We start from the raw sequence: 22,711 nt of genomic DNA on the forward strand, positions 1-22,711 counted from the left end.
ACGTTTGCGGTTTGTTATTGCATTATGACGCTGTGAGATACGTGTTTGTCGGGCCGTTACTTGCGCCCGGAATGGCCGAAGCCGCCTTCGCCACGGTCGGTGGCGTCAAAGTCTGCCACCAGGTTAAATTCTGCCTGTACCACCGGTACAAAGACCATCTGTGCGATACGCTCACCCGGTTCAATGGTGAAGCTGTCCTGACCACGGTTCCAGACGGAGACCATCAGTTGACCCTGATAGTCGGAGTCGATCAGGCCCACCAGGTTACCCAGCACAACGCCGTGCTTATGGCCCAGGCCAGAACGCGGCAGGATAACCGCTGCCAGCGACGGGTCAGCAATGTGAATCGCCAGGCCAGTCGGAACCAGGGTCGTGGCACCCGGAGCCAGTTCTACGGCGTCATCGAGACAGGCGCGCAGGTCAAGACCGGCAGAGCCGGAGGTGGCATAGGTTGGCAGCGGGAATTGCTCGCCAACACGCGGGTCCAGAATCTTAACGTCGATTTTTTTCATCATAACGGGTAACGATCTCGTCGAGTAAATGTTGGCCCAGGAGTTCCTTGCGCTCAAGCGGTAAGACTTTATCTCCATCCTGCCAGAAAAGATGCAGTGCGTTGCTGTCGCTGTTAAATCCTTGTGTGGCCAGCGATACGTCGTTCGCGCAAATCAAATCGAGGTTTTTGCGGGTACGTTTTTGCCGGGCATATTCTTCCACATTATTCGTTTCTGCGGCAAACCCAACGACGTATGGACGGTGGCTTTTTAGTGCGGCGACACCGGCAACAATGTCCGGGTTTTTCACCATTTTTAGTGTTAATTCATCGCCTTGCTTTTTAATTTTAGCCTCGGCGATCGTCTCAGCACGATAGTCTGCAACGGCCGCACAGCCGATAAAAATCTGCTGGCTTTGCGCATGTGCCTGCACGGCGGCTTCCATCTCCAGCGCGGTGGTAACGTCAATTCGCTTCACACACGCAGGGGTAGGCAGAGAGACCGGGCCGCTCACCAGCGTGACGTTCGCACCACGCTTCGCGGCGGCGGCGGCAATCGCAAAGCCCATTTTGCCGGAACTGTGGTTGGTGATGTAGCGCACCGGATCCAGCGGCTCGCGCGTGGGGCCCGCGGTTATCATGATGTTGAGATGTTGCAGATCGTTGACAGGCGAAAAGTGGGCCGCGGCCATATCAACAATCGTCAGCGGATCAAGCATGCGGCCCGGGCCAACATCGCCGCAGGCCTGGCTACCGCTGTCCGGACCCCAGATAAGCAGGCCGCGTGAGGCCAGGGTCTCAAGATTGTGCTGCGTAGCCGCGTTACGGTACATCTGCTGGTTCATGGCAGGCACGATGGCAACAGGCGCAGGTGTGGCCAGACAAATGGTGGAGACCAGGTCGTTTGCCATACCGGCCGCTACCCGGGCGATTAAATCAGCCGTGGCGGGCGCGAGGATAACCAGGTCTGCCCATTTCCCAAGCTCAATATGGCCCATCGCGGCTTCGGCGGCCGGATCGAGCAGGCTGTCAGATACCGGGTATCCTGAAACGGCCTGCAGGCTCAGAGGAGTGATAAAGGCTTTACCGCCTTCGGTTATCGCGACCCGTACATCTGCCCCGCGCTCGCGCAGACGACGCACCAGCTCCGGCGCTTTGTAGGCAGCAATACCGCCGCTCACGCCAAGAACGATTTTTTTACCGGCCAGGCTCATCATGATTCTTTCCTGTTGGGGTTCACCAGAGAGCGGGCATTTTATCACAATCCCCAAAACGGGGTGATTTTGTCCTTCGACCACTTTGCGAGGCGCTACGCAAGAACGCAACGTGGTCGTCGAGTGCCTGACTGGCCTGTGGCAGCATGCGGTTAAAAAAGGGAGAAAGAGCATGGAAGAAGAGGATGAGCCGCTGCTGCCGCGCGAAAAACTGCTGCGCTATGACGTCACCCTGTTAAAAGATGATGAACTGCTGGCGCTCTTTTTACGTACCGGAACGCCCGGTAAAACGGTATTTACGCTGGCAAAAGAGCTGATCGTACATTTCGGTTCTCTGCACGGTTTGCTGACCGCCGAACTGGCGCAGTTTAAGCACGTAGAAGGGATCGGTGTGGCGAAATATGCCCAGTTGCGGGCCATTGCTGAACTTGCCCGCCGTTTTTACAATGTCCGCATGGAGAAGGACGATCCGATCCTGACGCCAGCGATGACGCGTGAATATCTGCAAAGCCAGTTAACCGATATCGAGCGCGAGATCTTTATGGTGATCTTTGTCGATAACAGAAACCGGGTACTGAAACATAGCTGCCTCTTTGCCGGCACGTTAAGCCACGTTGAGGTGCATCCGCGAGAAATTGTGCGGGAAGCGATAAAAGTGAATGCAGCGGGCGTGATCCTCGCGCATAATCACCCCTCAGGCTGTGCAGAACCGAGCAGAGCGGACAAAGAAATCACCGAGCGCATTATCAAATGCTGTCAATTCATGGACATTCGTGTGCTGGACCATCTGATAATTGGCCGCGGAGAGTACATTTCTTTTGCAGAACATGGCTGGATTTAGGCTATTTCTCGCGATCCATCGGGATCTTTGTCTGTTCGGGACTTGAGCACACCGCCGAGTCAGCGTATACTACGCCACCTTTGAGAATCTCGGGTTTGGCATTTGGGCCTGGCAATCGAGAGTTCACTTAGAACTATGCGATGACCGGGCTGTAAAGCCTGACGAGGCGCCGATACCCCATACGAAGCTCGAGCTAATTTGATTTTTGGAGAATAGACATGTCCCGAGTCTGCCAAGTTACTGGCAAGCGTCCGGTGACCGGTAACAACCGTTCCCACGCACTGAACGCGACTAAACGCCGTTTCCTGCCGAACCTGCACTCTCACCGTTTCTGGGTTGAGAGCGAGAAGCGTTTTGTCACCCTGCGCGTATCTGCTAAAGGTATGCGTGTAATCGATAAGAAAGGCATCGATACAGTTCTGTCTGAACTGCGTGCCCGTGGCGAAAAGTACTAAGTACTTAAAGAGGAAATAAATCATGGCTAAAGGTATTCGCGAGAAAATCAAGCTGGTTTCTTCTGCTGGTACAGGTCACTTCTACACCACCACGAAGAACAAACGTACTAAGCCGGAAAAACTGGAACTGAAAAAATTCGATCCAGTTGTACGCCAGCACGTACTGTACAAAGAAGCTAAAATCAAATAATTTTAGTCTCCTTGTATCGAAAAACCCCGCAACTGCGGGGTTTTTTGCATTCTGTATCTCAACGGAGGAACCATGCCTGAATTACCTGAGGTAGAAACCAGCCGTCGCGGCATTGAGCCCCATCTGGTCGGCGCGACGATTCTTCACGCGGTTGTCCGTAACGGGCGTCTGCGCTGGCCGGTGTCCGATGAGATCCATGCCCTGAGCGATAAACCCGTCCTTAGCGTGCAGCGCCGCGCGAAATACCTGCTGCTGGAGCTGCCCGACGGCTGGATCATTATCCACCTGGGGATGTCCGGGAGCCTGCGCGTTCTTACCGAAGAACTGCCTGCGGAAAAGCACGACCACGTCGATCTGGTGATGAGCAACGGCAAAGTGCTGCGTTACACCGATCCACGGCGCTTTGGCGCGTGGCTGTGGACGAAGGAGCTGGAAGGGCATAACGTGCTGGCGCATCTGGGCCCGGAGCCGCTCTCAGACGCGTTTAACGCGGAATACCTCAAGGCGAAGTGCGCGAAGAAGAAAAGCCCGATTAAGCCCTGGCTGATGGATAACAAGCTGGTGGTCGGCGTGGGGAATATCTACGCCAGCGAATCGCTGTTTGCGGCCGGGATCCACCCCGATCGGCTGGCCTCGTCGCTGTCGGCGCAGGAGTGCGAGCTGCTGGTTCGGGTGATTAAAGCCGTATTGCTGCGCTCAATTGAGCAGGGGGGGACAACGCTGAAGGACTTCCTGCAAAGTGACGGCAAGCCGGGCTATTTTGCCCAGGAGCTGCAGGTGTATGGCCGTAAGGGCGAACCGTGCAGAGTCTGCGGCACGCCCATTATTGCCACGAAGCACGCCCAGCGCGCCACGTTCTACTGCCGTCAGTGCCAGAAATAGGGCTACTTGAGCTTTTCCATCAACGCCTGGTGGACGTTAACCGGCAGGAAATGGGTAACGTCCCCGTGATGTCGCGCCACCTCTTTCACCAGCGTGGACGAGATAAACGACCACTCTTTGGAGGGCATCAGGAATACGCTCTCCAGTTCCGGCATCAGGTGGCGGTTCATGTGCGCCAGCTGCATCTCATATTCGAAGTCTGCCACCGCGCGTAAACCGCGGATCAGAATGTTCGCCTGCTGGGCGCGGGCGAAGTTAGCCATCAGGTCGCTGAATCCGACCACCTCAACATTCGGCAGGTGCGAAATGGCATCGGTGGCGAGCTGCACGCGCTCGTGGAGGTCAAACATCGGCTTTTTGCTGGGGCTGGCGGCAATGGCCAGGATCACCTTGTCAAACATGCACGCCGCACGGGTGATGATATCAAGATGACCGTTGGTGATCGGATCGAAGGTACCCGGATAAATCGCTTTTGTGCTCATGGCTCACGTTTTCTCTGAGTAGCCGCGGCAGAGCGCCCACAGCTCGGTGTATTTGTTGAAAGTATACTGGGCATTGACTACCGCAAGTAACCAGCCCTGCTTACCGTCCAGCACGCCACCACGCAGCAGGAGCGTTTTCAGGAACGCGCCCAGCGTGTGGGTAAAGATACCGGTCAGTGAGGCCTTCTTGCCGCGCTGGTGACGCTCCTGCGCCCAAGCCGTGGCATAGTTGAGCTGTTTACGCTGGAAGCTCGCGAAATCGCGGCAGGTCAGGTGCAGCAAATCGCCCGTCAGGGAGATGATCTGGGCGTTGTCGCAGGCCAGGGATTCATGCACCAGATTGTCGTTGTACTGATACCGCTCGCGCTCGTAGAGGCGCGTCACGCGGTCAGGATACCAGCCGCTGTGGCGCATAAAACGGCCAAGGAAGTAGTTGCGGCGGGCAATGCTGTATACAGCACCAGGTTGAGGTGAGGAAAGCACCGCCTGAATGGCCTGCTGAAGCTCCGGCGTGATGCGCTCGTCAGTATCGAGCATCAGGACATAATCTCCGGTGGCAAACCCCTGCGCGCGCTGGCGCTGGAGGCCATAGCCTTGCCAGTCAGTATCGATAAAGACTTTTGCGCCCGCTGCCCGGGCAACGTCCACCGTGTTGTCCTTACTTCCGGAATCAAGAACGACTATCTCGTCAGCCCAGGCAACCGACGCCAGGCAGTCCGGAAGCAGGTCGGCGGCGTTTTTGGCGATCATCACGACCGACAGACGCGTTGACATCAGTGGCTCCGCTGGGGCAGGTAAGGTTGCAGAAGCTGCAGCAGACGGGTCAGGGCACCCTGGTTCTGGTGCAGCACTTCGACTGCATGTCGCCCGTACCACAGGCGATAATCTTCGTCAGTCAGAAGGGTTGAGACCTCTTTGACTACCGAATCCGCATCGGTCACGGTAATTAAACCATCGGCCTGCTGTAATTTCGCGCAGATATCTTTGAAGTTAAACGTATGTGGCCCCATCAGCACCGGAATGGCGTGGGCGGCCGGCTCGAGCGGGTTATGGCCGCCGCGCTCCACCAGGCTGCCGCCGACAAACGCGAGGTCAGCAATGCCGTAGAGCAGCATCAGTTCGCCCATCGTATCGCCAATCACCACCTGGGTGCTGCCAGACGGGATCTCCCCGCTGCTGCGCAGCGTGAAGCTGAAACCGGCTTTCTGAACCATTTCACGGGCATCTTTAAAACGTTCCGGATGGCGGGGCACGAGGATTAGCAGTAAATCAGGGAAGCTTTCCAGCAGCTTGCGGTGCGCCTGCAGGATGATCTCTTCTTCACCGTCATGGGTACTGGTCGCAATCCAGACCTGACGACGCGGGGCCCACTGGCGGCGAAGCGTGATCGCGCGGGCGGCGAGTTCAGGGGTAACCGAAATATCAAATTTCAGGCTACCCGTCACTGCAAGCTGGTTGCGCTTCAAGCCCAGAGAGATAAAGCGTGCCGCATCTTCTTCATTCTGCGCGGCAATCAGGGTGATTTTGCTCAGCAGGTGGCGCATAAATTTACCCAGCTTGCCGTAACCTTTCGCCGAGCGCTCTGACAGGCGCGCGTTGGCAATCACCAGCGGAATTTTACGGGCATGCAGGGCGGAAATCATGTTCGGCCACAGTTCGGTTTCCATCACAATCACCAGCTTCGGGCGAACGGTATTCAGGAAACGATTCATGGCGCAGGGGAGATCGTAAGGGAGATAGACGTGATGAACGTCTTTGCCGAAAGCGGATAACGCGCGCTCCGAGCCGGTTGGCGTCATCGTCGTGACGGTAATCGGCAGCGACGGGTAGCGGTGACGCAGGGCGCGAACCAGCGGGATCGCCGCCAGCGTTTCACCGACAGAAACGGAATGCAGCAAAATACCGTCCGGTGCGACTTTATTGCGGCAGAAGCCATAGCGTTCAGCCCAGCGTTTACGATACGCAGGCGCTTTACGGCTACGAAGCAACAGTCTCAGCCACACCAGTGGCTGAATAATGTAGAGCAGGGCGGTATACAACAATTCCAAGCGATTATCCGTTTTTTTAGTTTCGGCGGGCAAATTCTAAGCATTTGAGCCGTCTAAAGCTATCTCTTTGGTGTTTTAAGATACCCATTTGCCTGCGTTACGCTCATTCGCCTGAAAAAAAACGGGCAATTTCTTGCCCGTTTCATGTCTAACCGTTTAGCGCTCCGCTTCGGGGAGGGCATTCAGATGGTAGGTTACGCGCTCCGAAAGCCCGCGAATATCACCGCCAGTGATAAAGAAGCTGTCATCTTTTTGATTCGGATTGCTGACGTCGTAGCCCAGCATCTTGTTGATGAGTGTTGCCACCTGGTAATGGTTGAGAGGTACCTGCGGGCTGATCTCCTTCATGGCGTAAGCCGGATCGTTGCTGAAGTAGAGGAACGGTACCTGAGCAATTGGCATTTCAACAACCGAGTGGCCAAACAGACCGTTATCGCCCACGCGTTCACCGTGATCGGAGGTGATAAACACCAGCACCGGCAGTTTGGATTTTGCCAGCGCGGTGCGAATCGCGGACGCGAGTTCTTTGTCATACAGGCGGACCGCATCGTCATACTCATTTTTCTTCTGCGCCACATCATCACTCAGACGCGGCGTAGAGAATTTCGCGAAGCCCTGCGGAATATTACGCTCGTACGGGATATGTGGCGCGCGGCTGTTGAGCACCATCAGGAACGGTTTGTTCCAGTCCAGGGTTGCTTTCTCAACGGATGGCGTCAGAACAACGTCTGCGCCGACATCTGGTGCCGGGCGAATCTGGGTATCTTCCCACAGATCGATATCATGGATGCCAATCCAGTTGCTCAGCCCTTCCAGCCCCTGGGCGGAGATAAAGGCGGTCTGATAACCCTGTTTCTTCGCGTTGGCGAAGATATTGGTGGATTTCGATTTATAGGCCCCGTAGTTATCCGGCTCGCGCAGATTATTCACCAGCATCGGGATGGCCACGCGGGTGGACACGGCGTTGGAGACAATCAGGCGGCCCGTACCTTGATACTGCTGGAGCAGCGCTTTCAGCTCGGGTGTGGTATCGCGTTCGTAGCCCAGAGCGCTGACGTGGTGCGGATTAAGGCTTTCACCTATCGCCAGAATAATCGAATATTTACCCGCGCGCGTATCCTTAACAGGTTTGACCTGGTAGGGATCGTAGTGGGTCAGATTCTGGTTTTCGCCTGACATCGCTTCCGGGATCAGGCGTATGGCGCTGAAGCTCATCGCAGACAGGCCGTTACGCAGCAGGGAGTGGCGCAGGTCCGGGTTGAACTTGTACATCTGCCCGTCGATCGCTTTGTAGAACTGACCGACAAACATCACGACAATCGCAAGCAGGCAAGGAAGCGCAATCCATTTGTGCCAAAGTGGCGCCAGACGACGCGCAAAGACCAGCGCAAACACGACCGCCACAATCATGATGGCGAAGTAGATGCCCAGTGAACCCAGGCTGTCGGTGATCCCACTGGCAATGTCTTTCGTTTCCACGAACGCCAGCCAGACTTCGCTCGGGCCATAGAACTGACCGTAGAACTGGTAGTACACCGCTTCCGAAATCTGAACGATAAACGTGACGGCCAGCAGCAGGCGAGTCAGGAAGAAACGCGCGCTGGCTGCGGCAAGCAGGGAGATGATCAGATACAGCGAGATATCACCGGATTTCGGCTGGTAGACGTGATCTTTCAGCAGAATGATGATTTCTGAAAGCGAGAACAGCAGCAGGAATGCCAGCGTCAACCCCAGGGTGCGCAACAGATTGCTGCGCGGGGTGAACGAAGAGTGTGTCGTTGTTTTGAACATGGAAGGACTCTATTCCGATCAGAACTTTTTAGTCAGCGGGCGAATGGCTTTACCAAAACCAAAGCGCAGTGCGCGAACTACCGTAGGACGATTGTGCAATCCTTTTCGCCAAATATCCTCAAACAGGGCATACCAGCGTGCAGCGACCGCTTCGCGGGAATAGACCTGTAGGCGTTTTTCACCCTGTTCGCGCATCTGACGATACAGTTCAGGGGAGTTTTTCAGACGCATAATGGCATTGAAGGCTTCATCAGGGGTTTTGGCAATCAGGTAGTCCAGCTCGCTTTCGCGGATCGCGCGATAAGACGGCTCGTCATCGCAGACCATCACCGTTTTCCCCAGCCAGTTGTTAATGAGCTTACTGGCAGGCTTACGCGCCAGTTTATGATCGTGCGATTTGCGGAAGCTGATGCACACGTCCACGTCCTGGTAGTTTGTCCAGTTATCGAACGAGATGCGGAGCTCAATACCTTGTTCGGCAAGACGTTGCTTAAAATTCCCTTCGCGGTATTCGTCCGGGAAACTGTCTACACGGCCGAAGAATGCGACGGTTTTGATTGTCTCGTCGGTGCGTTCGCGTGGTTTTACGCCCGGCTGTGGCCAGTAGGGGACGAAAATACGATTGCTATGGTTGTCTACTTCCGGATTCTGGTCGACGACAACATCGGCGCCAATCACGGGAGGGCGGTCCGCACGCGCGACCACGGTGAAGCCACGCCACGGCTTCACGCGGGAACCAAAGTCGTCGTTATGCATCAGGTTAATGGCATCTGGCCTGCATTCAGAGCCAAACGAACACTCGATTGCGTCACCATAATAGTGCTTTAGCGCCAGGGTAGTCTGGAACGTCCAGCCACCGCGGCCGCCACAATAAAATCGCTCCGGAATATCGTCAGGATTGACCTGGTTATCCAGGAGAGTCTGGAAATCTGCGTAGTTTTTAGCGATGAAATCCGCGCGGGAAACCGCGTGTAATTTAAGTTTGGTCATAATTTCCGTTAGCCAAGAATTTTTTTAAGACGGAAGTAGCGACGTCCCAGACGCCACCGTTGGCGGAAGCCGCGCGCATTTTGCCAAATCAGAGTCCAGATACCGCGATCGAAAAGCTCACGGGTGATCTCGCGTTTTTTGGCCATATCTTCAATGTTATTAATGCTATGCAGGATCCCCAGACCCTCTTTGGCGATTTGCCAGCGGCAGGCGGGCACGCGTTTCACCTGTTCCGGATAGCGTTTGTTGATGGCGTCCAGCATCTCCAGAATCTTCATATAATGGCGCGAAGAGCGCATGCGCGTGTCGTCCGTGCCTGGCGTATGGGAAACGGAAGCGGAGTGGATCAGGTAGTCGTAATAGGTCTCATCAATATACTGCACGCGTCTGGCGGTGAGCAGCACTTCCGTAGTCCAGGGGATGTCCTGATGGCGCAGACCCTGTTCAAAGCTGAAGCCCTGCTCTTTGATAAAGGCGTGGCGATAGATGTTCAGCCACGTCACGTGCAGGAACTTGCGCGATTCGAGCGCCATCTGCAGCCAGGTCGGGCCGTCCAGCACGTCGGTTGACGCAAGTTTATCTGAAGGGAAAATCTTTTTCGACGGGCGTCCGTCGTCATAAATGTAGGTACCGTTGCAGGTCGCGACGTCCAACTGCCCGGCGAGTGCAATTTCCAGCAGGCGCGGATACATGCCCGGATAGATGACATCATCAATATCCGGGAACGCGATGTAATCGCCCGTTGCTGCGGCCAGACCGGTATTACGGGCCGCAGAGACACCCCCATTAGGCTGGTCGATGACGTTAAAATGACTGAATTCACTGGCGTAGCGGGCGATGATCTCTGCAGAGCCGTCAGTAGAGCCGTCATTAACAATAACAAGTTCCAGGCTGTGCAGATTCTGTTTCTTTATGCTGTCAAAAAAAGCGCTCAGAAAATTCTCGCCATTATAGACGGCGACAACGAGGCTTAATTGAGGCGTTCCAGACATGCTTACTCCGTAATTTAACGCGGTGAGATGCGGCTAACGAGCGATACAGCAATGTGCAATGGCTTTTCGACAGCCGGCAGGCAAAAGAGTTCTGATAGGTAACGTTGCGCCGATGCGTATTGTCAACGGCGCTATGTATACGCAATCAGGAGGTTGTTTCTGTTCGTTTAGCGGGCCGTAACGCGCACATTCCCACAAGCAACCCGGTTAACAGCATATATTGTTCCAGGTAGTGATCTTTCAGATTGTGGTCAACCATGGTTCGGGAGAAGAAACCAACCGTAAACAGCAGCAGGAACATGCCCGCCATCATATTGCCATGGCGGAACTCGCGCCAGCCGATGTACCAGCAGCCTGCCAGCAGAATCAGCCAGCCTGCAATGCCCGCGATGCCGTTCTGGATACCAAACTCAATCAGGCCGTAGTGGCTGTGCGGAATGTTAATGCGATTGTCCTGCGTGTCGCGACGCAGCACATAGCGGAAGGCCTCTTTGCGAGGCCCCATTCCCGCAGGATGTTCGCCCACCAGTTTCCAGCCCTGATGGAAGAAGCTGGCACGACAGCCGTTGGAGTGATCCATTGGACGACCGAGATCGTTAGTCGGTACAGTTCCGTCTGTTCTGTTATAGCAAAAACTGGTGAAAGGCGCGTTCCAGCCTGTTACCGCATCATCTTCCAGACTTTGCCAGCGCGGATCGGTTTTCCAGGAGGCATAGCCCAGAAGCGCAGAAGCGATAATAATGCCCAGAAGGATGCCACCGGTGAGCAGCACCCGGCTGCGACGCATACTGTGCAGGCTGAGCAGTAGGAAGGTGGAGAACAGGCTGCCGACCAGGCCGATCGTTCCCCAGCGGGTATCGACTAACGCCGTGCAGACAAGGTTACACAACAGCATAAAGGCGAGGAACGGTGTCTTCAGGCGTAAGAAACGCTGATGAAGCAGGCCGCGCGTAAGCAGTTCGGCGAGCAGGAAACCGGTGATCATATTGACCTGGAAGCTCATGCGCGTGCGGTTATAAACAATCCGCGTTTCGCCCCAGTGGATCACGCCGTCTCGCCAGTAAAGCCAGACGGTATCAAGGAGGTGGATACAGACGACGCCCCAGAAAAAAAGGACGACGAGAGTAAAGAACCGGGCTGCCGATAAAGAGGGGAAGCGCTCCTGAATCACCGGTAATAACACCAGGCCCGCACAGAAAAGCAATACCGGACGTAACCACTGTCCATCCCAGGTCGACACCATTTCTTTAATATCTGGCGCGACAAAAAAGCCGTTAATCAGGATAAAGAAGGTTAATGCCCACAGCACAATAAGCACGAACTTAATTTTGTTTAAGTCCAGCGCTTTCCTCGCCACTGAAGAGCTAAAGAAAAGACCGAGCGCCACCACAATATTAGGATAAATCAGTCCATTACGATGAAAAGGTAGCTGATCGTTTGGGATTGGCCAGATAAAACATAAAGCCAGTACAGACAGTACTAAAAGACCTGTCAGGATGTTACGAGTATTTGTCATAATTTTGGTACTGGTAAAGGATCTCGGCGTTAATACCGGTTAGTTAACAATGCCATATGCAGATTCCACTGATTTTGAGTGGAATAAAAGCCTGAGAAAATTACCACAGAAGCCATTACTACAGAAGGACAATGTTTGTAAGCAAGATTAATCCGCCTGTGCATTATCGTAATACCCACGTATATAATCGGCGGCCTGGACAGCGGTTTCAGCTAAACGACAGGAAATATATGCATATTGTTCACACTGAAGCAGACGGCGGCAAAGGCGGGCAGCCTCTGCGCATTATCAACGAATCGCTTGGGATGATTCAGCGTGGCCATCAGGTGACTCTCCTTTGTCCGGAAACTGCGCCGCTCCACGCGCTGGCACGCAATGCCGGTCTGACGGTGGTCACGATGCCGTTGAAGCGTAAGAACCTTAAAAACCTGCAGGTGCTGCGTCGCTGGCTGAAGGATAACCGTCACTCGATTGACGTCATCAACAGCCATAACTCTGCCGATACCTGGCTGGTGGCGCTGGCGAATCTGACGCTGTCCAACCCTGTACCACTGGTGAGAACCCGTCATGCGTCCGGCGTACCGCGCAACAACTGGACGACCCGCTGGCTCTTCCGCACGGCCTGCGCGCATATCGTGACCACCGGCGAGGCGCTGCGCCATCAGGTGGCAAATATTGGCGTGCCGATGTCTCAGAGTACGTCGGTGCCAAGCGGTGTCGATACGCAGCGTTTCCATCCGGGAGATAAGCACCAGGCGCGGGTTCATTGTGGTTTGTCGCAGGACGATTTCTGGCTGGGCGTGGTATCGCATTTGCGCCCGAACAAAGGCCATAGCGTACTGCTGCGCGCCCTGGCGAAAATCGACAATCCACACATCAAGCTGGCGATTGTCGGCGAAGGTCCGCACAAAGCGACGCTGGAACAGGAAATCACCGCCCTGGGGTTACAGCACCGCGTAGTCATGGCGGGACATCAATCCGATCCGGAACGCTGGTTCCCGGCCTTTGATATTGCGCTCAGCCCTTCGCACGATATGGAAGGTGTTCCGCAGGGCGTGCTGCAATCGTTAGCCACCCGTATTGCCACCATTGCGACGGATGCGGGTGGAACGGGAGATGCGGTGATTAACGGGCAGACGGGAGTGCTGGTCGCGCAGCGCGACGAAAACGCGCTGCACGATGCCATAATGAAACTCTATGACGACTCAGCCCTTCGTGAGACGCTCGCGCAACAGGGATATGACTACCTGAGCACGCACTTTACCCGCGAATGTATGCTGGACGCGATGGAGAAAGTCTTCTCCGATGCCGCTCAGCGCAGCAAATCGCGATAAAGCGCCTGTAGCTCTTTCGCCATTCTGTCCAGGGTGAAGGGCTCGGCGGTTGCACGCGCAGCGGCGGAGTAATCGACACCCTGTTCACGGCCTTTCAGCCACAGCGAGATGGCCTGCTGGTAGCCTTCGCTGTCCAGCGCATCGCGCACCCAGCCGTTTTGACCCTCGGTTATCCACTCCGCCGCGCCGCAGCCGTGGCTGGTAAGCAGCGGCAAACCACAGGCCAGCGCTTCCACGCAGACGTTCGGGAAGGGATCGTAGAGCGTCGGCAGGATAAGGGCATCCGCCGTGCCATAGACTTCACGCACGTTGGCAACGGGGCCCAGGAACTTCACTCGTGAGGAAATCCCCAGCGCCTGCGCCAGCTTTTCGAACTTCCGCGCATGTTTATCGCGGCCGGCAATCAGCAGCCAGACGTCAGGATGCGCCACAATGGCGCGCAGCGCGGTGGCGACGCCTTTGCGGCTGAAGCCTGACCCAACATACGCCAGCACCGGTGCGTCAGGAGGAATACCCAGGGCATCACGCTGCGAAAGGGCGCGGACCTCAGGGCTAAACTGAACGGTGTCCACGCCGTTGTAGATCACCGTCAGCTTGTCGTCCGGCAGCCCGAAGCGCCGCACGATATCATCGCGCACCATCTTCGAATTACAGATCACCTTGCGCAGCTGCGGATGGGTAAACATCTGCGCCTCGGCCTGCAGAATGTAGCGGTGATAGCGGCTCAGAGATTGCGCCCAGCGCGCCAGCGGCGACAGAATGCGGCCATATTGCTCAAGCCAGGTGGCGTGAACACCGTCGCCCGCCCGGAAGATGGTGGCTCCCGGTATGCGTTCGTGGCTTTGCACAATATCAAACTGCGCAAAATGCGCGGCGGCTTCGAGAGCAAAACCGGATTCACGCGCGATGCGATTGCGAAACGGCGGATTGACCGTCAGCGTTTTCCAGCCTGCGGCATCCTCCCACTGGCGAGCAATCAGCGTGACATCAAGCGAGGTATCCTGCGCCAGCACGTTTAGCGCACGTGAGACAAAACGCTCTGCGCCACCGTTGGGGTTGTAGGTCTGTCGGACAATCGCCAGCTTCATGCAGGTGTTTCCGTTTCCAAGAGCATCGTATCGATGGCGCTCAGCACCTGCTGCGGGGTGATGGCGGTGATGCAGTCTGAGACACCGCTGTCTCCGCATCCCGCTTTGCCGCACGGCTGGCAGGTAAACCCGGCCACGATTACACGATAATTTACCCCCCACGGCGCCCATTTGATGGCGCCGGTAGGGCCAAAGATGGCGACGGTTGGCGTACCGACGGCGCTCGCAAGATGCATTGGCATGGAATCCACGCCGAAGTACACCCGGGCGTGCTTCATGAGCGCGCCCAGCTCTTTCAGGTTCAGCTGACCGCTTAAATCAAAGACCGGCTGGGTGAGGGCTGCGCGCAGCTCATCCATATAGGCCTTCTCTTCTTTTGACGGCGCGGCGGAGAGGACGATCGGCAGGCCGCGCGCCGCCAGGTTATCAATGGTCGCTGCCAGCTTTTTGATATCCCAGGCCTTAAACATCCAGCGCGAGGTCGGGTGAACCAGAATGTAGGATTTACTTGTGAGCCCAAACCCGGCCAGCTTATCGGCCACAGAGGCTTCTGCCGCGTCACCGGGCACAAAAAGCGTATGTTTGTCTTCATCGGACTGCGGATGAATGCCGATCCGGCGCAGGGCATCCAGATTAACCTCCACCATATGACGGCTGTTGTCCTGAATCGCCGGATAGAGCGTGGTGAACGATTTCACCCAGCGGCGACGCGCCAGGCCCCCGCGCTTATCCGGCTTAAAGCCGACGGAGACGCGCGGTTTCAGACGACGCGCCAGACGCGCGCCGTGCCAGTGTTCGGTCAGGTTAATCAGCACGTCATACTGACGGCCTTTCAGGGTGTTCAGCAGGGCGCGGTAGAGGCGGAATTGTTCAAACCAGCCCTTCTTGCGCCAGTTGCGCCCAATAGTGTGCACCTGGTCGATATGCGGATGGCTGGTCAGCATCGCCTGGGTATCGTCATAAACCAGCGCATCGACTTCCACGTTCGGCCAGTTCTTTTTCAGCACGGTAAAAACCGGCGAGGTAAGCAAAACGTCACCGTGGTGACGAAGCTTAATAATCAGCACGCGCTTTGGCGGGCGCTCCGCTGAGAAAAAATCAGACATAGGCTCTCTCTGCTGCCAGCAAAGGCTCTAATTGCGCAAATACCGCAGCGGCGCTGAGATCGCTCAGCTGCGATGAGTGTTCCGGGCGGCAGATATATTGATTTTTTCCATAGCCGCCGATCAGGCCCGGGTCCGTTGGGCCGTAAAGCGTAATATTAGGTCGATCCAGCGCCGCCGTCAGGTGGCTGAGTCCCGTATCCACGGAGACCACAGCCGTAGCGCCTGCCAGCGCTTGAGCGACGCCATCCAGCTTCATGCGCGGCAGAACGTCCACATAATCAAACCCTGCCGCCAGGCGTTTGGCCCGCGCTTCTTCATGGGGAGCGCCCCACGGGAGTTTGATACGCAGCCCCGCGTTTGCCAGCAGGCCGATCAGTTCGCGCCAGTGCGCTTCCGGCCAGTGCTTGTCGTCGCGGGTCGTTGCATGAAGGAAAATCAGGTAGGGTGCGTCTGTTTGTTGCGAACCGTGCAAAAAATGCTGCGAAATGGCGTAATCGCCCTGCGTTTCCGGCTTTGCATAGCCAAGACTCTTTGCAAATAACTCGCGGGTACGTTCCACCGCGTGCTGCTGCTTCGCGATGTGGTGGCGGTGGTTATAGAACAGGCTCGCCAGCGGTTCGCGGGCGGTTTGCCAGTCCATGCCGTGCTTTACGCCGCGCGCCAGTCGCGTCACCAGCGCGGCGCTTTTGACCAGCCCCTGCGCGTCAATGATGGCGTCGTAATGCTGTGCCCGCACCGCCTCGCGGAAGGCTTTGCGTTCGGCTTTAATCGGCGCGGAGAACCACGCTTTCCGCCAGCGGCGAATCGCCACCGGGATCACGCGGTCGACCGCTTCATGCCAGGTGGGGATCTGCGCGAAGCCCTCTTCCACCACCCAGTCAAAACGAATGCCCGGTACGGCCTGCATGGCGTCCGTCAGTGACGGCAGCGTGTGCAGAACATCGCCCATCGACGAGGTTTTAACGATCAGTACCCGCATTCGTTATCCTTCTTCGCTCAACAGCAGTTCGTTAAGCTCTTCAAGAACGCGCTGCGGGGTAATGTCGATCAGGCTCTGATGATAACCTTCAGCGGCATCGCCTTTGCGCACCTTGTGGTAGCCGGTGATCAGGCGAATAACGCGCGCTTTATGGGAAAGCGGAGGCGTAAAGTCCGGGCTGCTTGGCCCATACAGCGCCACCAGCGGACGGTTGAGCGCAGCGGCGACGTGCATCAGGCCTGAATCGTTGGTAACCACAGCGTGGCAGGCAGCAATCAGGATAACCGCCTGCTCAAGCTGCGTTTCTCCCGCCAGGTTGCGGCACCAGGCCTGCTGTTCATTACTGAGCGTCGCGAGAATTTCGTTGCCCGCCTCATGGTCTTTTGCCGAACCGAACAGGACAATCTGGTAGCCTTCGTCGATCAGCTGTTTCGCCAGCTCTGCATAGTGGTAGTGCGGCCAGCGTTTTGCCGGGCCGAACTCGGCGCCAGGGCAGAAGCCAATCATCGGACGTTCAGCCGAAAGGCCAAACGCGCTGCAGGTCTGGGATTTTTCACCGTCGTTAACCTGAAGCTGGGGCCAGAGCAGCGGCTGCGGCAGGTCTTTCGCGCTGCGCATCACGCCTTTGTCATAGGCCAGCGCCACGTAGCGCTCCACCATTAATGGCCAGGCCGCTTTATCCAGCACGCGCGCATCGTTCAGCAGGCCGTAGCGCATTTCGCCGCGCCAGCCGGTGCGATGCGGAATGCCCGCAAAGAAGGGCACCAGGGCAGATTTAAAGGAGTTGGGCAGAACATACGCGCGGTCATACCGCTTCTCGCTCAGACTATGGCCGAGCTTGCGGCGTTCGCCAATTTCCAGCGCCCCGTGGCCGAGCGGCATCGGGATAGCTTCATTCACTTCCGGCATACGCGATAACAGCGGACGGCACCACGCGGGTGCCATCACGTCGATTATCGCCTGGGGATAGCGCGCCTTGAGCGTGCGATAGAGACTTTGCGACATCATCATGTCGCCCACCCATGACGGGCCGATCACCAGAATCTTCATACTTACGCGTCGCGGTTCAGCCAGGCCATATACTCCGTTACGCCTTCGGCAACGGTTTTGAACGGCTTGTCATAACCCGCTGCGCGCAGGTTAGTCAGGTCAGCCTGGGTGAACGCCTGATAGCGGCCTTTCAGCTTGTCCGGGAACGGAATGTACTCGATGCTGCCTTTTTTGTGGTACGCCAGCGTGGCGTCAGCCACCGCCTGGAAGGACTCTGCGCGGCCGGTACCCAGGTTGAAGATGCCGGACACGCCGTTTTCCCAGAACCACAGGTTTACGGCCGCCACGTCGCCCACGTAAACGAAGTCACGCTTAAAGCCGTCGCTGCCTTCGAAGAGTTTTGGGCTTTCACCGTTATTCAGCTGGGTGTTCAGGTGGAACGCCACGCTCGCCATGCTGCCTTTGTGGCCTTCGCGCGGTCCGTAGACGTTGAAGTAGCGGAAGCCGACGATCTGCGAGTTCGCTTCTGGCAGTACCTGACGCACGTACTCGTCGAACAGGAATTTGGAGTAGCCGTAGACGTTCAGCGGCTGCTCATATTCGCGGGACTCGATGAAGTCCGAGGTGCGCCCGCCGTAAGTGGCGGCAGAAGAGGCATACAGGAACGGAATTTCACGCTCCAGGCAGTAGTGCAGGATCTCTTTGGAGTACTGATAGTTGTTGTCCATCATGTACTTGCCGTCCCACTCGGTAGTGGAGGAACACGCACCTTCGTGGAAGATGGCTTCGATCTCGCCGAACTCTTCGCCCGCCATAATCTGGATAAGGAAGTCTTCTTTATCCATGTAGTCAGCGATGTTCAGATCCACCAGGTTAACGAACTTGGTGCCGTCTTTCAGGTTGTCAACCACCAGGATGTCGGTGATGCCTTTGTCATTGAGAGCCTTAACAATATTGCTGCCGATAAAGCCCGCGCCGCCGGTAACGATGATCATAACTGTAACCTTTGAAGTGTGGAGCCCGGGGACAATCCCGGACGCTAATGTTTCTATCATATCATTAGTATGGCTGCCCTTCAGCCATTCACCGACATAGCGCAAGGGTACACGTGATTTATGCTGCAAAAACGACAAGAGATGACGTGTCATCTCGTCATGAACTATAGGTTTGGGTAATATGTCCCGAAATTTGCCGAGTCTGGAGAATTGCAATGCGTGGTGATTTTTACAAACAGTTAAACAGCGACCTTGAGACCGCACGTGCGGAAGGGTTGTTCAAGGAAGAGCGTATTATCACGTCTGCACAGCAGGCGGACATCACCGTTGCCGACGGCAGCCATGTGATCAACTTTTGTGCGAACAACTACTTAGGTCTTGCGAATCACCCTGAGCTGATTGCCGCGGCAAAAAACGGCATGGATACCCACGGTTTTGGTATGGCCTCCGTACGCTTTATCTGCGGTACCCAGGACAGCCACAAGCAGCTTGAGCAAAAGCTGGCGAACTTCCTCGGAATGGAAGACGCGATTCTCTACTCCTCCTGCTTCGACGCCAACGGCGGCCTGTTCGAGACCCTGCTCGGCGCAGAAGATGCGATTATCTCCGACGCCCTGAACCACGCCTCCATCATCGACGGCGTACGCTTGTGTAAAGCGAAGCGTTTTCGCTACGCCAACAACGACATGGTTGAGCTGGAAGCGCGTCTGAAAGAGGCCCGTGAAGCGGGCGCTCGCCATGTGCTGATCGCCACCGACGGCGTATTCTCCATGGACGGCGTGATCGCCAACCTGAAGGGCGTGTGTGACCTGGCGGATAAATACGACGCGCTGGTGATGGTCGATGACTCTCACGCGGTCGGTTTTGTCGGCGAAAATGGTCGCGGCTCCCACGAATACTGCGACGTAATGGGCCGCGTGGACATCATCACCGGCACGCTGGGCAAAGCGCTCGGCGGCGCATCCGGCGGCTATACCGCTGCGCGTAAAGAGGTGGTGGAGTGGCTGCGCCAGCGCTCGCGTCCGTATCTGTTCTCCAACTCCCTGGCACCGGCGATTGTTGCCGCCTCCATCAAAGTGCTGGAAATGGTGGAGTCCGGCGCTGAACTGCGCGACCGCCTGTGGTCCAACGCGCGTCTGTTCCGTGAAAAAATGAGCGCAGCAGGGTTCACCCTGGCCGGTGCTGACCACGCGATCATTCCGGTGATGCTGGGTGATGCGGTCGTGGCGCAGAACTTTGCCCGCGAGCTGCAGAAAGAAGGGATTTACGTCACCGGGTTCTTCTTCCCGGTGGTGCCAAAAGGTCAGGCGCGTATCCGCACCCAGATGTCTGCGGCGCATACGCCTGAACAAATTGAACGTGCGGTGGAAGCCTTTACCCGCATCGGTAAACAGCTGGGCGTCATTGCCTGAGGACGTGTGATGAAAGCGTTATCCAAACTGAAAGCGGAAGAAGGGATTTGGATGACCGACGTGCCGGAACCGGAAGTCGGTCATAACGATCTGCTGATCAAAATTCGTAAAACGGCTATCTGCGGTACTGACGTTCACATCTACAACTGGGACCAGTGGTCGCAGAAAACCATTCCTGTCCCGATGGTTGTCGGTCACGAATATGTCGGTGAAGTGGTGGGTATCGGCCAGGAAGTGAAAGGCTTCAAAATCGGCGACCGCGTCTCCGGTGAAGGTCACATTACCTGCGGCCACTGCCGTAACTGCCGCGGTGGGCGTACGCACCTGTGCCGCAATACCATCGGCGTGGGCGTGAACCGTCCGGGCTGCTTTGCGGAATATCTGGTGATCCCGGCCTTTAACGCCTTCAAAATCCCGGACAATATTTCTGACGATCTGGCCTCCATTTTCGATCCGTTCGGTAACGCCGTGCACACGGCGCTCTCCTTCGATCTGGTCGGTGAAGACGTGCTGGTCTCCGGCGCGGGCCCCATCGGCATTATGGCGGCAGCCGTGGCGAAGCATGTAGGTGCGCGCAACGTCGTGATCACCGACGTGAACGAATACCGCCTGTCGCTGGCGCGCAAAATGGGCGTCACCCGCGCGGTGGATGTCTCGAAAGAGAGCCTGACCGACGTGATGGAAGAGCTGGGCATGACCGAGGGCTTTGACGTGGGTCTGGAGATGTCCGGTGCGCCACCGGCGTTCCGCACCATGCTCGACACCATGAACCACGGTGGCCGTGTCGCGATGCTGGGTATCCCGCCGTCGGATATGTCCATCGACTGGAACAAAGTGATCTTCAAGGGGCTGTTCATCAAGGGCATCTATGGTCGTGAGATGTTTGAGACCTGGTACAAGATGGCGGCGTTGATCCAGTCCGGTCTGGATCTGTCCCCGATTATTACTCACCGTTTCTCCATCGATGAGTTCCAGCAGGGCTTTGACGCGATGCGTTCCGGCCAGTCAGGGAAAGTGATTCTGAGCTGGGATTAACTGCGAAAGCGCCTTCGGGCGCTTTTTTTACGGCCTCTTCACGTTTCTTACATCCGCAATCAGATTATTTCGATTTTTCCTTCGCTTTTTTACCCGCACACTTATAAAGTTTGTTGACGATCCGTTTACTTTACAGAGCCTATGTTCAAGCTTACCGTTTGTTTATTGACCTGTAATTCTGCGCGTTTGCTGCGCGAGGTGATCCCTCCGCTGCTGACGGTGGCAGATGAAATTGTCGTTCTGGATTCCGGCAGTACGGATGCCACCCTTTCTATTTGCCGCGAGTACGGCCTCTCCCTTCATCATCACCCCTATGCTATGCATGGCGTGCAGATGAACCATGCGATCGATCTGGCGAGCAATGACTGGGTGCTATGTATGGATAGCGACGAGATCCTGGACGCGGAAACGGTCGACTTTATTCTGACCCTGAAAGCCGGGGATGAACCTTCCGCCGATCGCGCCTGGCGTATCGCCCGCTACTGGCACGTGCTGGGCGAGGAGGTGCGTACAATCTATCCTGTTTCCTCGCCTGATTTCCCGGTGCGGCTGTTTAATCGTACCCAGGCTCGCTTCAACCAACGACCCGTAGATGACAAAGTTGAAGGTAAGATTGTCGCCGTGAAAATGCCGGGGCGGGTGCGTCACGACACGTTTTATAACCTGCATGAAGTGTTCAACAAGCTCAACAGCTACACCACCCGGCTGGTGAAGTACCAGCCGGCTCGGCCTTCGATCGGACGCGGCATCATCAGCGCCATCGGGGCGTTCTTCAAATGGTATCTGTTCAGCGGAGCCTGGCGTCAGGGCAAGGTTGGGGTCGTGACGGGTCTGTATGCCACAGCCTACAGCTTTTTGAAATATTTCAAATCCTGGTATCAGCATCAGGAGAAAAAAGAGCCCGTTGCGAATGAGCAGACGGACTCTCAGATTGCGAAATAAGCGTCAGGCTTTCTTACCCCATCCCTGCCACTGCTGCTGGACGTATTTCACCAGCGTACTGTTACTGATGCTGTCTCCGATGACAGAGAAGAAGCGGGTCGCGTAGACCGGTTCAAGCGGCTGCTTCGGTACGCAGCGCTTCACGCCGCGGAACGGATTACGCGGCGCCGTCGGGACGGGCTGCGCAGAATTCGGCGTAGAGGTATCCACCTGCGGCTCGTTCAGCAGATCGCTCGGGCGCACCAGCGTGATATCGGAAGGCAGGGTAGGCAGCATTTGCTGCAGGACGCGGACGGTCGACGGGTGCGGGTGACCGATGGCAATGGCCGAACCATTGCGGCGGGCCAGCTGTACCGCGCGATTGAACTGCATACGAATATCGGCTTCGTTCTGGGTGTCATCCAGGAACACCTTGCGCTTAATCACCTTTACGCCCGTTCCCTGAGCGGCGCGCATCGCCTGGCTGTTGCCGATGGTCATGCTGTCGAGGAAGTAGAGATTGTAACGCTCCAGCGCCTGCATCACTTTTAGCATCCCGTACAGGCTGGAGGTCATCGCGCTGCCCATATGGTTATTCAGCCCTACGGCATACGGCACCTTGTTGTAGGCGTCGCGGATGATGCGCTCGATCTCCTCGCTGCTCATATCCGGGCGCAGAGTATCTTTTTCCAGCGGCTGCTTGCTGAGCGGGGCCATGGGCAGGTGGATGAGAACCTGATGCCCGCTGCTGTGGGCTTTGGTCGCCATCTCACGCGCGTGGGGGGCATTCGGCAGGACGGCAACGGAGATGGCCGACGGCATCGCCAGCACCTGGTTTTCATAATGTGGGCGATAACCGAAGTCATCAATCACGATAGCGAGCTTACCGGCGTATACCGGTGCAGCCAGCGCCAGCGCGCTGACGACGGAGAAAACGATTCGACGAAATTGAAGCAAAAC

General features: G+C 56.4%; 23 protein-coding genes. 8 read left to right on the forward strand and 15 right to left on the reverse strand.

The window, feature by feature from the left end; translation table 11 throughout:
• Nucleotides 1-56: 56 nt before the first annotated feature.
• On the reverse strand, nucleotides 57-515 hold the full coding sequence (gene dut / locus ACEPLT_RS00420; protein ID WP_008502691.1) for a dUTP diphosphatase: 459 nt from the start codon (nucleotides 513-515) through the stop codon (nucleotides 57-59).
• Nucleotides 493-1,704, reverse strand: coding sequence for a bifunctional phosphopantothenoylcysteine decarboxylase/phosphopantothenate--cysteine ligase CoaBC (gene coaBC / locus ACEPLT_RS00425; RefSeq protein WP_031275237.1), 1,212 nt, complete (start codon nucleotides 1,702-1,704; stop codon nucleotides 493-495). Before coaBC ends, dut begins: the two co-directional genes overlap by 23 nt.
• Nucleotides 1,705-1,876: 172 nt before the next feature.
• On the opposite strand from coaBC, the gene radC reads away from it, so the two are divergent.
• From radC to mutM, 4 genes are all read left to right on the forward strand, one after another.
• On the forward strand, nucleotides 1,877-2,545 hold the full coding sequence (gene radC, locus ACEPLT_RS00430) for a RadC family protein (protein WP_008502693.1): 669 nt from the start codon (nucleotides 1,877-1,879) through the stop codon (nucleotides 2,543-2,545).
• A gap of 218 nt (nucleotides 2,546-2,763) precedes the next feature.
• Nucleotides 2,764-3,000, forward strand: coding sequence for a 50S ribosomal protein L28 (rpmB, locus tag ACEPLT_RS00435; protein WP_002436699.1), 237 nt, complete (start codon nucleotides 2,764-2,766; stop codon nucleotides 2,998-3,000).
• 22 nt (nucleotides 3,001-3,022) lie between these two features.
• On the forward strand, nucleotides 3,023-3,190 hold the full coding sequence (gene rpmG, locus ACEPLT_RS00440; protein WP_003024094.1) for a 50S ribosomal protein L33: 168 nt from the start codon (nucleotides 3,023-3,025) through the stop codon (nucleotides 3,188-3,190).
• 72 nt (nucleotides 3,191-3,262) lie between these two features.
• Nucleotides 3,263-4,072: a bifunctional DNA-formamidopyrimidine glycosylase/DNA-(apurinic or apyrimidinic site) lyase gene (gene mutM, locus ACEPLT_RS00445; protein ID WP_008502694.1), complete on the forward strand. Its 810-nt coding sequence runs from the start codon at nucleotides 3,263-3,265 to the stop codon at nucleotides 4,070-4,072.
• Nucleotides 4,073-4,074: 2 nt separating this feature from the next.
• Here the strand turns inward: mutM and coaD are convergent, their stop codons facing one another.
• The 7 genes from coaD to ACEPLT_RS00480 all read right to left on the reverse strand — a co-directional run bounded on the left by coaD (nucleotide 4,075) and on the right by ACEPLT_RS00480 (nucleotide 11,891).
• Complete coding sequence (coaD, locus tag ACEPLT_RS00450) at nucleotides 4,075-4,554, reverse strand: pantetheine-phosphate adenylyltransferase (RefSeq protein WP_008502695.1); 480 nt, start codon at nucleotides 4,552-4,554, stop codon at nucleotides 4,075-4,077.
• 3 nt (nucleotides 4,555-4,557) lie between these two features.
• Nucleotides 4,558-5,328 (reverse strand): glycosyltransferase family 2 protein, encoded by a 771-nt coding sequence (locus ACEPLT_RS00455; RefSeq protein WP_232929132.1) that lies wholly within the window; start codon nucleotides 5,326-5,328, stop codon nucleotides 4,558-4,560.
• On the reverse strand, nucleotides 5,328-6,602 hold the full coding sequence (waaA, locus tag ACEPLT_RS00460) for a lipid IV(A) 3-deoxy-D-manno-octulosonic acid transferase (RefSeq protein WP_126288179.1): 1,275 nt from the start codon (nucleotides 6,600-6,602) through the stop codon (nucleotides 5,328-5,330). Before waaA ends, ACEPLT_RS00455 begins: the two co-directional genes overlap by 1 nt.
• A 156-nt stretch (nucleotides 6,603-6,758) precedes the next feature.
• Nucleotides 6,759-8,393, reverse strand: a complete 1,635-nt coding sequence (locus tag ACEPLT_RS00465) for a sulfatase-like hydrolase/transferase (RefSeq protein WP_008502698.1) — start codon at nucleotides 8,391-8,393, stop codon at nucleotides 6,759-6,761.
• Nucleotides 8,394-8,411: 18 nt separating this feature from the next.
• A complete protein-coding gene (locus ACEPLT_RS00470) occupies nucleotides 8,412-9,383 on the reverse strand; it encodes a glycosyltransferase (protein ID WP_063618643.1) in 972 nt (323 codons plus the stop codon).
• 8 nt (nucleotides 9,384-9,391) lie between these two features.
• The gene (locus ACEPLT_RS00475; RefSeq protein WP_047748122.1) at nucleotides 9,392-10,375 is read right to left on the reverse strand and encodes a glycosyltransferase; all 984 of its coding nucleotides are present in this window, start codon (nucleotides 10,373-10,375) and stop codon (nucleotides 9,392-9,394) included.
• Nucleotides 10,376-10,520: 145 nt separating this feature from the next.
• Nucleotides 10,521-11,891: an O-antigen ligase family protein gene (locus ACEPLT_RS00480; protein WP_032654461.1), complete on the reverse strand. Its 1,371-nt coding sequence runs from the start codon at nucleotides 11,889-11,891 to the stop codon at nucleotides 10,521-10,523.
• A 230-nt stretch (nucleotides 11,892-12,121) separates the two neighbouring features.
• On the opposite strand from ACEPLT_RS00480, the gene ACEPLT_RS00485 reads away from it, so the two are divergent.
• The gene (locus ACEPLT_RS00485; protein WP_232929134.1) at nucleotides 12,122-13,225 is read left to right on the forward strand and encodes a glycosyltransferase family 4 protein; all 1,104 of its coding nucleotides are present in this window, start codon (nucleotides 12,122-12,124) and stop codon (nucleotides 13,223-13,225) included.
• Here the strand turns inward: ACEPLT_RS00485 and ACEPLT_RS00490 are convergent.
• From ACEPLT_RS00490 to rfaD, 5 genes are read right to left on the reverse strand one after another with little or no spacing between them, the layout of a single operon-like run.
• The gene (locus ACEPLT_RS00490; protein ID WP_023294804.1) at nucleotides 13,204-14,313 is read right to left on the reverse strand and encodes a glycosyltransferase family 4 protein; all 1,110 of its coding nucleotides are present in this window, start codon (nucleotides 14,311-14,313) and stop codon (nucleotides 13,204-13,206) included. The genes ACEPLT_RS00485 and ACEPLT_RS00490 overlap by 22 nt on opposite strands.
• On the reverse strand, nucleotides 14,310-15,419 hold the full coding sequence (gene rfaQ / locus ACEPLT_RS00495) for a putative lipopolysaccharide heptosyltransferase III (RefSeq protein WP_232929136.1): 1,110 nt from the start codon (nucleotides 15,417-15,419) through the stop codon (nucleotides 14,310-14,312). The genes ACEPLT_RS00490 and rfaQ overlap by 4 nt, the downstream gene beginning before the upstream one ends.
• Nucleotides 15,412-16,398: a lipopolysaccharide heptosyltransferase RfaC gene (gene rfaC, locus ACEPLT_RS00500; RefSeq protein WP_232929138.1), complete on the reverse strand. Its 987-nt coding sequence runs from the start codon at nucleotides 16,396-16,398 to the stop codon at nucleotides 15,412-15,414. The genes rfaQ and rfaC overlap by 8 nt, the downstream gene beginning before the upstream one ends.
• 3 nt (nucleotides 16,399-16,401) lie before the next feature.
• The gene (rfaF, locus tag ACEPLT_RS00505) at nucleotides 16,402-17,448 is read right to left on the reverse strand and encodes an ADP-heptose--LPS heptosyltransferase RfaF (RefSeq protein WP_063436038.1); all 1,047 of its coding nucleotides are present in this window, start codon (nucleotides 17,446-17,448) and stop codon (nucleotides 16,402-16,404) included.
• Between the two features lie 2 nt (nucleotides 17,449-17,450).
• A complete protein-coding gene (rfaD, locus tag ACEPLT_RS00510; RefSeq protein WP_008502707.1) occupies nucleotides 17,451-18,383 on the reverse strand; it encodes an ADP-glyceromanno-heptose 6-epimerase in 933 nt (310 codons plus the stop codon).
• Nucleotides 18,384-18,598: 215 nt separating this feature from the next.
• Between rfaD and kbl the strand changes: the two genes are divergently transcribed.
• The 3 genes from kbl to ACEPLT_RS00525 all read left to right on the forward strand — a co-directional run bounded on the left by kbl (nucleotide 18,599) and on the right by ACEPLT_RS00525 (nucleotide 21,772).
• Nucleotides 18,599-19,795 carry a glycine C-acetyltransferase gene (gene kbl / locus ACEPLT_RS00515; protein WP_023294809.1) on the forward strand — a complete coding sequence of 399 codons (1,197 nt, stop codon included), beginning with the start codon at nucleotides 18,599-18,601 and terminating at the stop codon, nucleotides 19,793-19,795.
• A 9-nt stretch (nucleotides 19,796-19,804) separates the two neighbouring features.
• The gene (gene tdh / locus ACEPLT_RS00520) at nucleotides 19,805-20,830 is read left to right on the forward strand and encodes an L-threonine 3-dehydrogenase (RefSeq protein ID WP_126288173.1); all 1,026 of its coding nucleotides are present in this window, start codon (nucleotides 19,805-19,807) and stop codon (nucleotides 20,828-20,830) included.
• Between the two features lie 141 nt (nucleotides 20,831-20,971).
• On the forward strand, nucleotides 20,972-21,772 hold the full coding sequence (locus tag ACEPLT_RS00525; protein WP_008502710.1) for a glycosyltransferase family 2 protein: 801 nt from the start codon (nucleotides 20,972-20,974) through the stop codon (nucleotides 21,770-21,772).
• Nucleotides 21,773-21,775: 3 nt separating this feature from the next.
• On the opposite strand, the gene ACEPLT_RS00530 is transcribed toward ACEPLT_RS00525, so the two are convergent.
• Nucleotides 21,776-22,708 (reverse strand): divergent polysaccharide deacetylase family protein, encoded by a 933-nt coding sequence (locus ACEPLT_RS00530; protein ID WP_045907903.1) that lies wholly within the window; start codon nucleotides 22,706-22,708, stop codon nucleotides 21,776-21,778.
• Nucleotides 22,709-22,711 lie beyond the last annotated feature (3 nt).

This window comes from Enterobacter sp. fkY84-1 (genome assembly GCF_052974705.1).

Excerpts from the sequence above, each read along its gene's own strand:
- rfaQ (WP_232929136.1), bottom strand. The coding sequence starts at position 15,419 with ATGTCTGATTTTTTCTCAGCGGAGCGCCCGCCAAAGCGCGTGCTGATT.
- kbl (WP_023294809.1), top strand. The coding sequence starts at position 18,599 with ATGCGTGGTGATTTTTACAAACAGTTAAACAGCGACCTTGAGACCGCA.
- dut (WP_008502691.1), bottom strand. The coding sequence starts at position 515 with ATGATGAAAAAAATCGACGTTAAGATTCTGGACCCGCGTGTTGGCGAG.
- rpmG (WP_003024094.1), top strand. The coding sequence starts at position 3,023 with ATGGCTAAAGGTATTCGCGAGAAAATCAAGCTGGTTTCTTCTGCTGGT.
- rfaF (WP_063436038.1), bottom strand. The coding sequence starts at position 17,448 with ATGAAGATTCTGGTGATCGGCCCGTCATGGGTGGGCGACATGATGATG.
- coaD (WP_008502695.1), bottom strand. The coding sequence starts at position 4,554 with ATGAGCACAAAAGCGATTTATCCGGGTACCTTCGATCCGATCACCAAC.
- mutM (WP_008502694.1), top strand. The coding sequence starts at position 3,263 with ATGCCTGAATTACCTGAGGTAGAAACCAGCCGTCGCGGCATTGAGCCC.
- rfaD (WP_008502707.1), bottom strand. The coding sequence starts at position 18,383 with ATGATCATCGTTACCGGCGGCGCGGGCTTTATCGGCAGCAATATTGTT.
- ACEPLT_RS00475 (WP_047748122.1), bottom strand. The coding sequence starts at position 10,375 with ATGTCTGGAACGCCTCAATTAAGCCTCGTTGTCGCCGTCTATAATGGC.
- ACEPLT_RS00525 (WP_008502710.1), top strand. The coding sequence starts at position 20,972 with ATGTTCAAGCTTACCGTTTGTTTATTGACCTGTAATTCTGCGCGTTTG.
- radC (WP_008502693.1), top strand. The coding sequence starts at position 1,877 with ATGGAAGAAGAGGATGAGCCGCTGCTGCCGCGCGAAAAACTGCTGCGC.
- coaBC (WP_031275237.1), bottom strand. The coding sequence starts at position 1,704 with ATGAGCCTGGCCGGTAAAAAAATCGTTCTTGGCGTGAGCGGCGGTATT.
- rpmB (WP_002436699.1), top strand. The coding sequence starts at position 2,764 with ATGTCCCGAGTCTGCCAAGTTACTGGCAAGCGTCCGGTGACCGGTAAC.
- tdh (WP_126288173.1), top strand. The coding sequence starts at position 19,805 with ATGAAAGCGTTATCCAAACTGAAAGCGGAAGAAGGGATTTGGATGACC.
- ACEPLT_RS00455 (WP_232929132.1), bottom strand. The coding sequence starts at position 5,328 with ATGTCAACGCGTCTGTCGGTCGTGATGATCGCCAAAAACGCCGCCGAC.
- rfaC (WP_232929138.1), bottom strand. The coding sequence starts at position 16,398 with ATGCGGGTACTGATCGTTAAAACCTCGTCGATGGGCGATGTTCTGCAC.
- ACEPLT_RS00490 (WP_023294804.1), bottom strand. The coding sequence starts at position 14,313 with ATGAAGCTGGCGATTGTCCGACAGACCTACAACCCCAACGGTGGCGCA.
- ACEPLT_RS00470 (WP_063618643.1), bottom strand. The coding sequence starts at position 9,383 with ATGACCAAACTTAAATTACACGCGGTTTCCCGCGCGGATTTCATCGCT.
- ACEPLT_RS00465 (WP_008502698.1), bottom strand. The coding sequence starts at position 8,393 with ATGTTCAAAACAACGACACACTCTTCGTTCACCCCGCGCAGCAATCTG.
- ACEPLT_RS00480 (WP_032654461.1), bottom strand. The coding sequence starts at position 11,891 with ATGACAAATACTCGTAACATCCTGACAGGTCTTTTAGTACTGTCTGTA.
- ACEPLT_RS00485 (WP_232929134.1), top strand. The coding sequence starts at position 12,122 with ATGCATATTGTTCACACTGAAGCAGACGGCGGCAAAGGCGGGCAGCCT.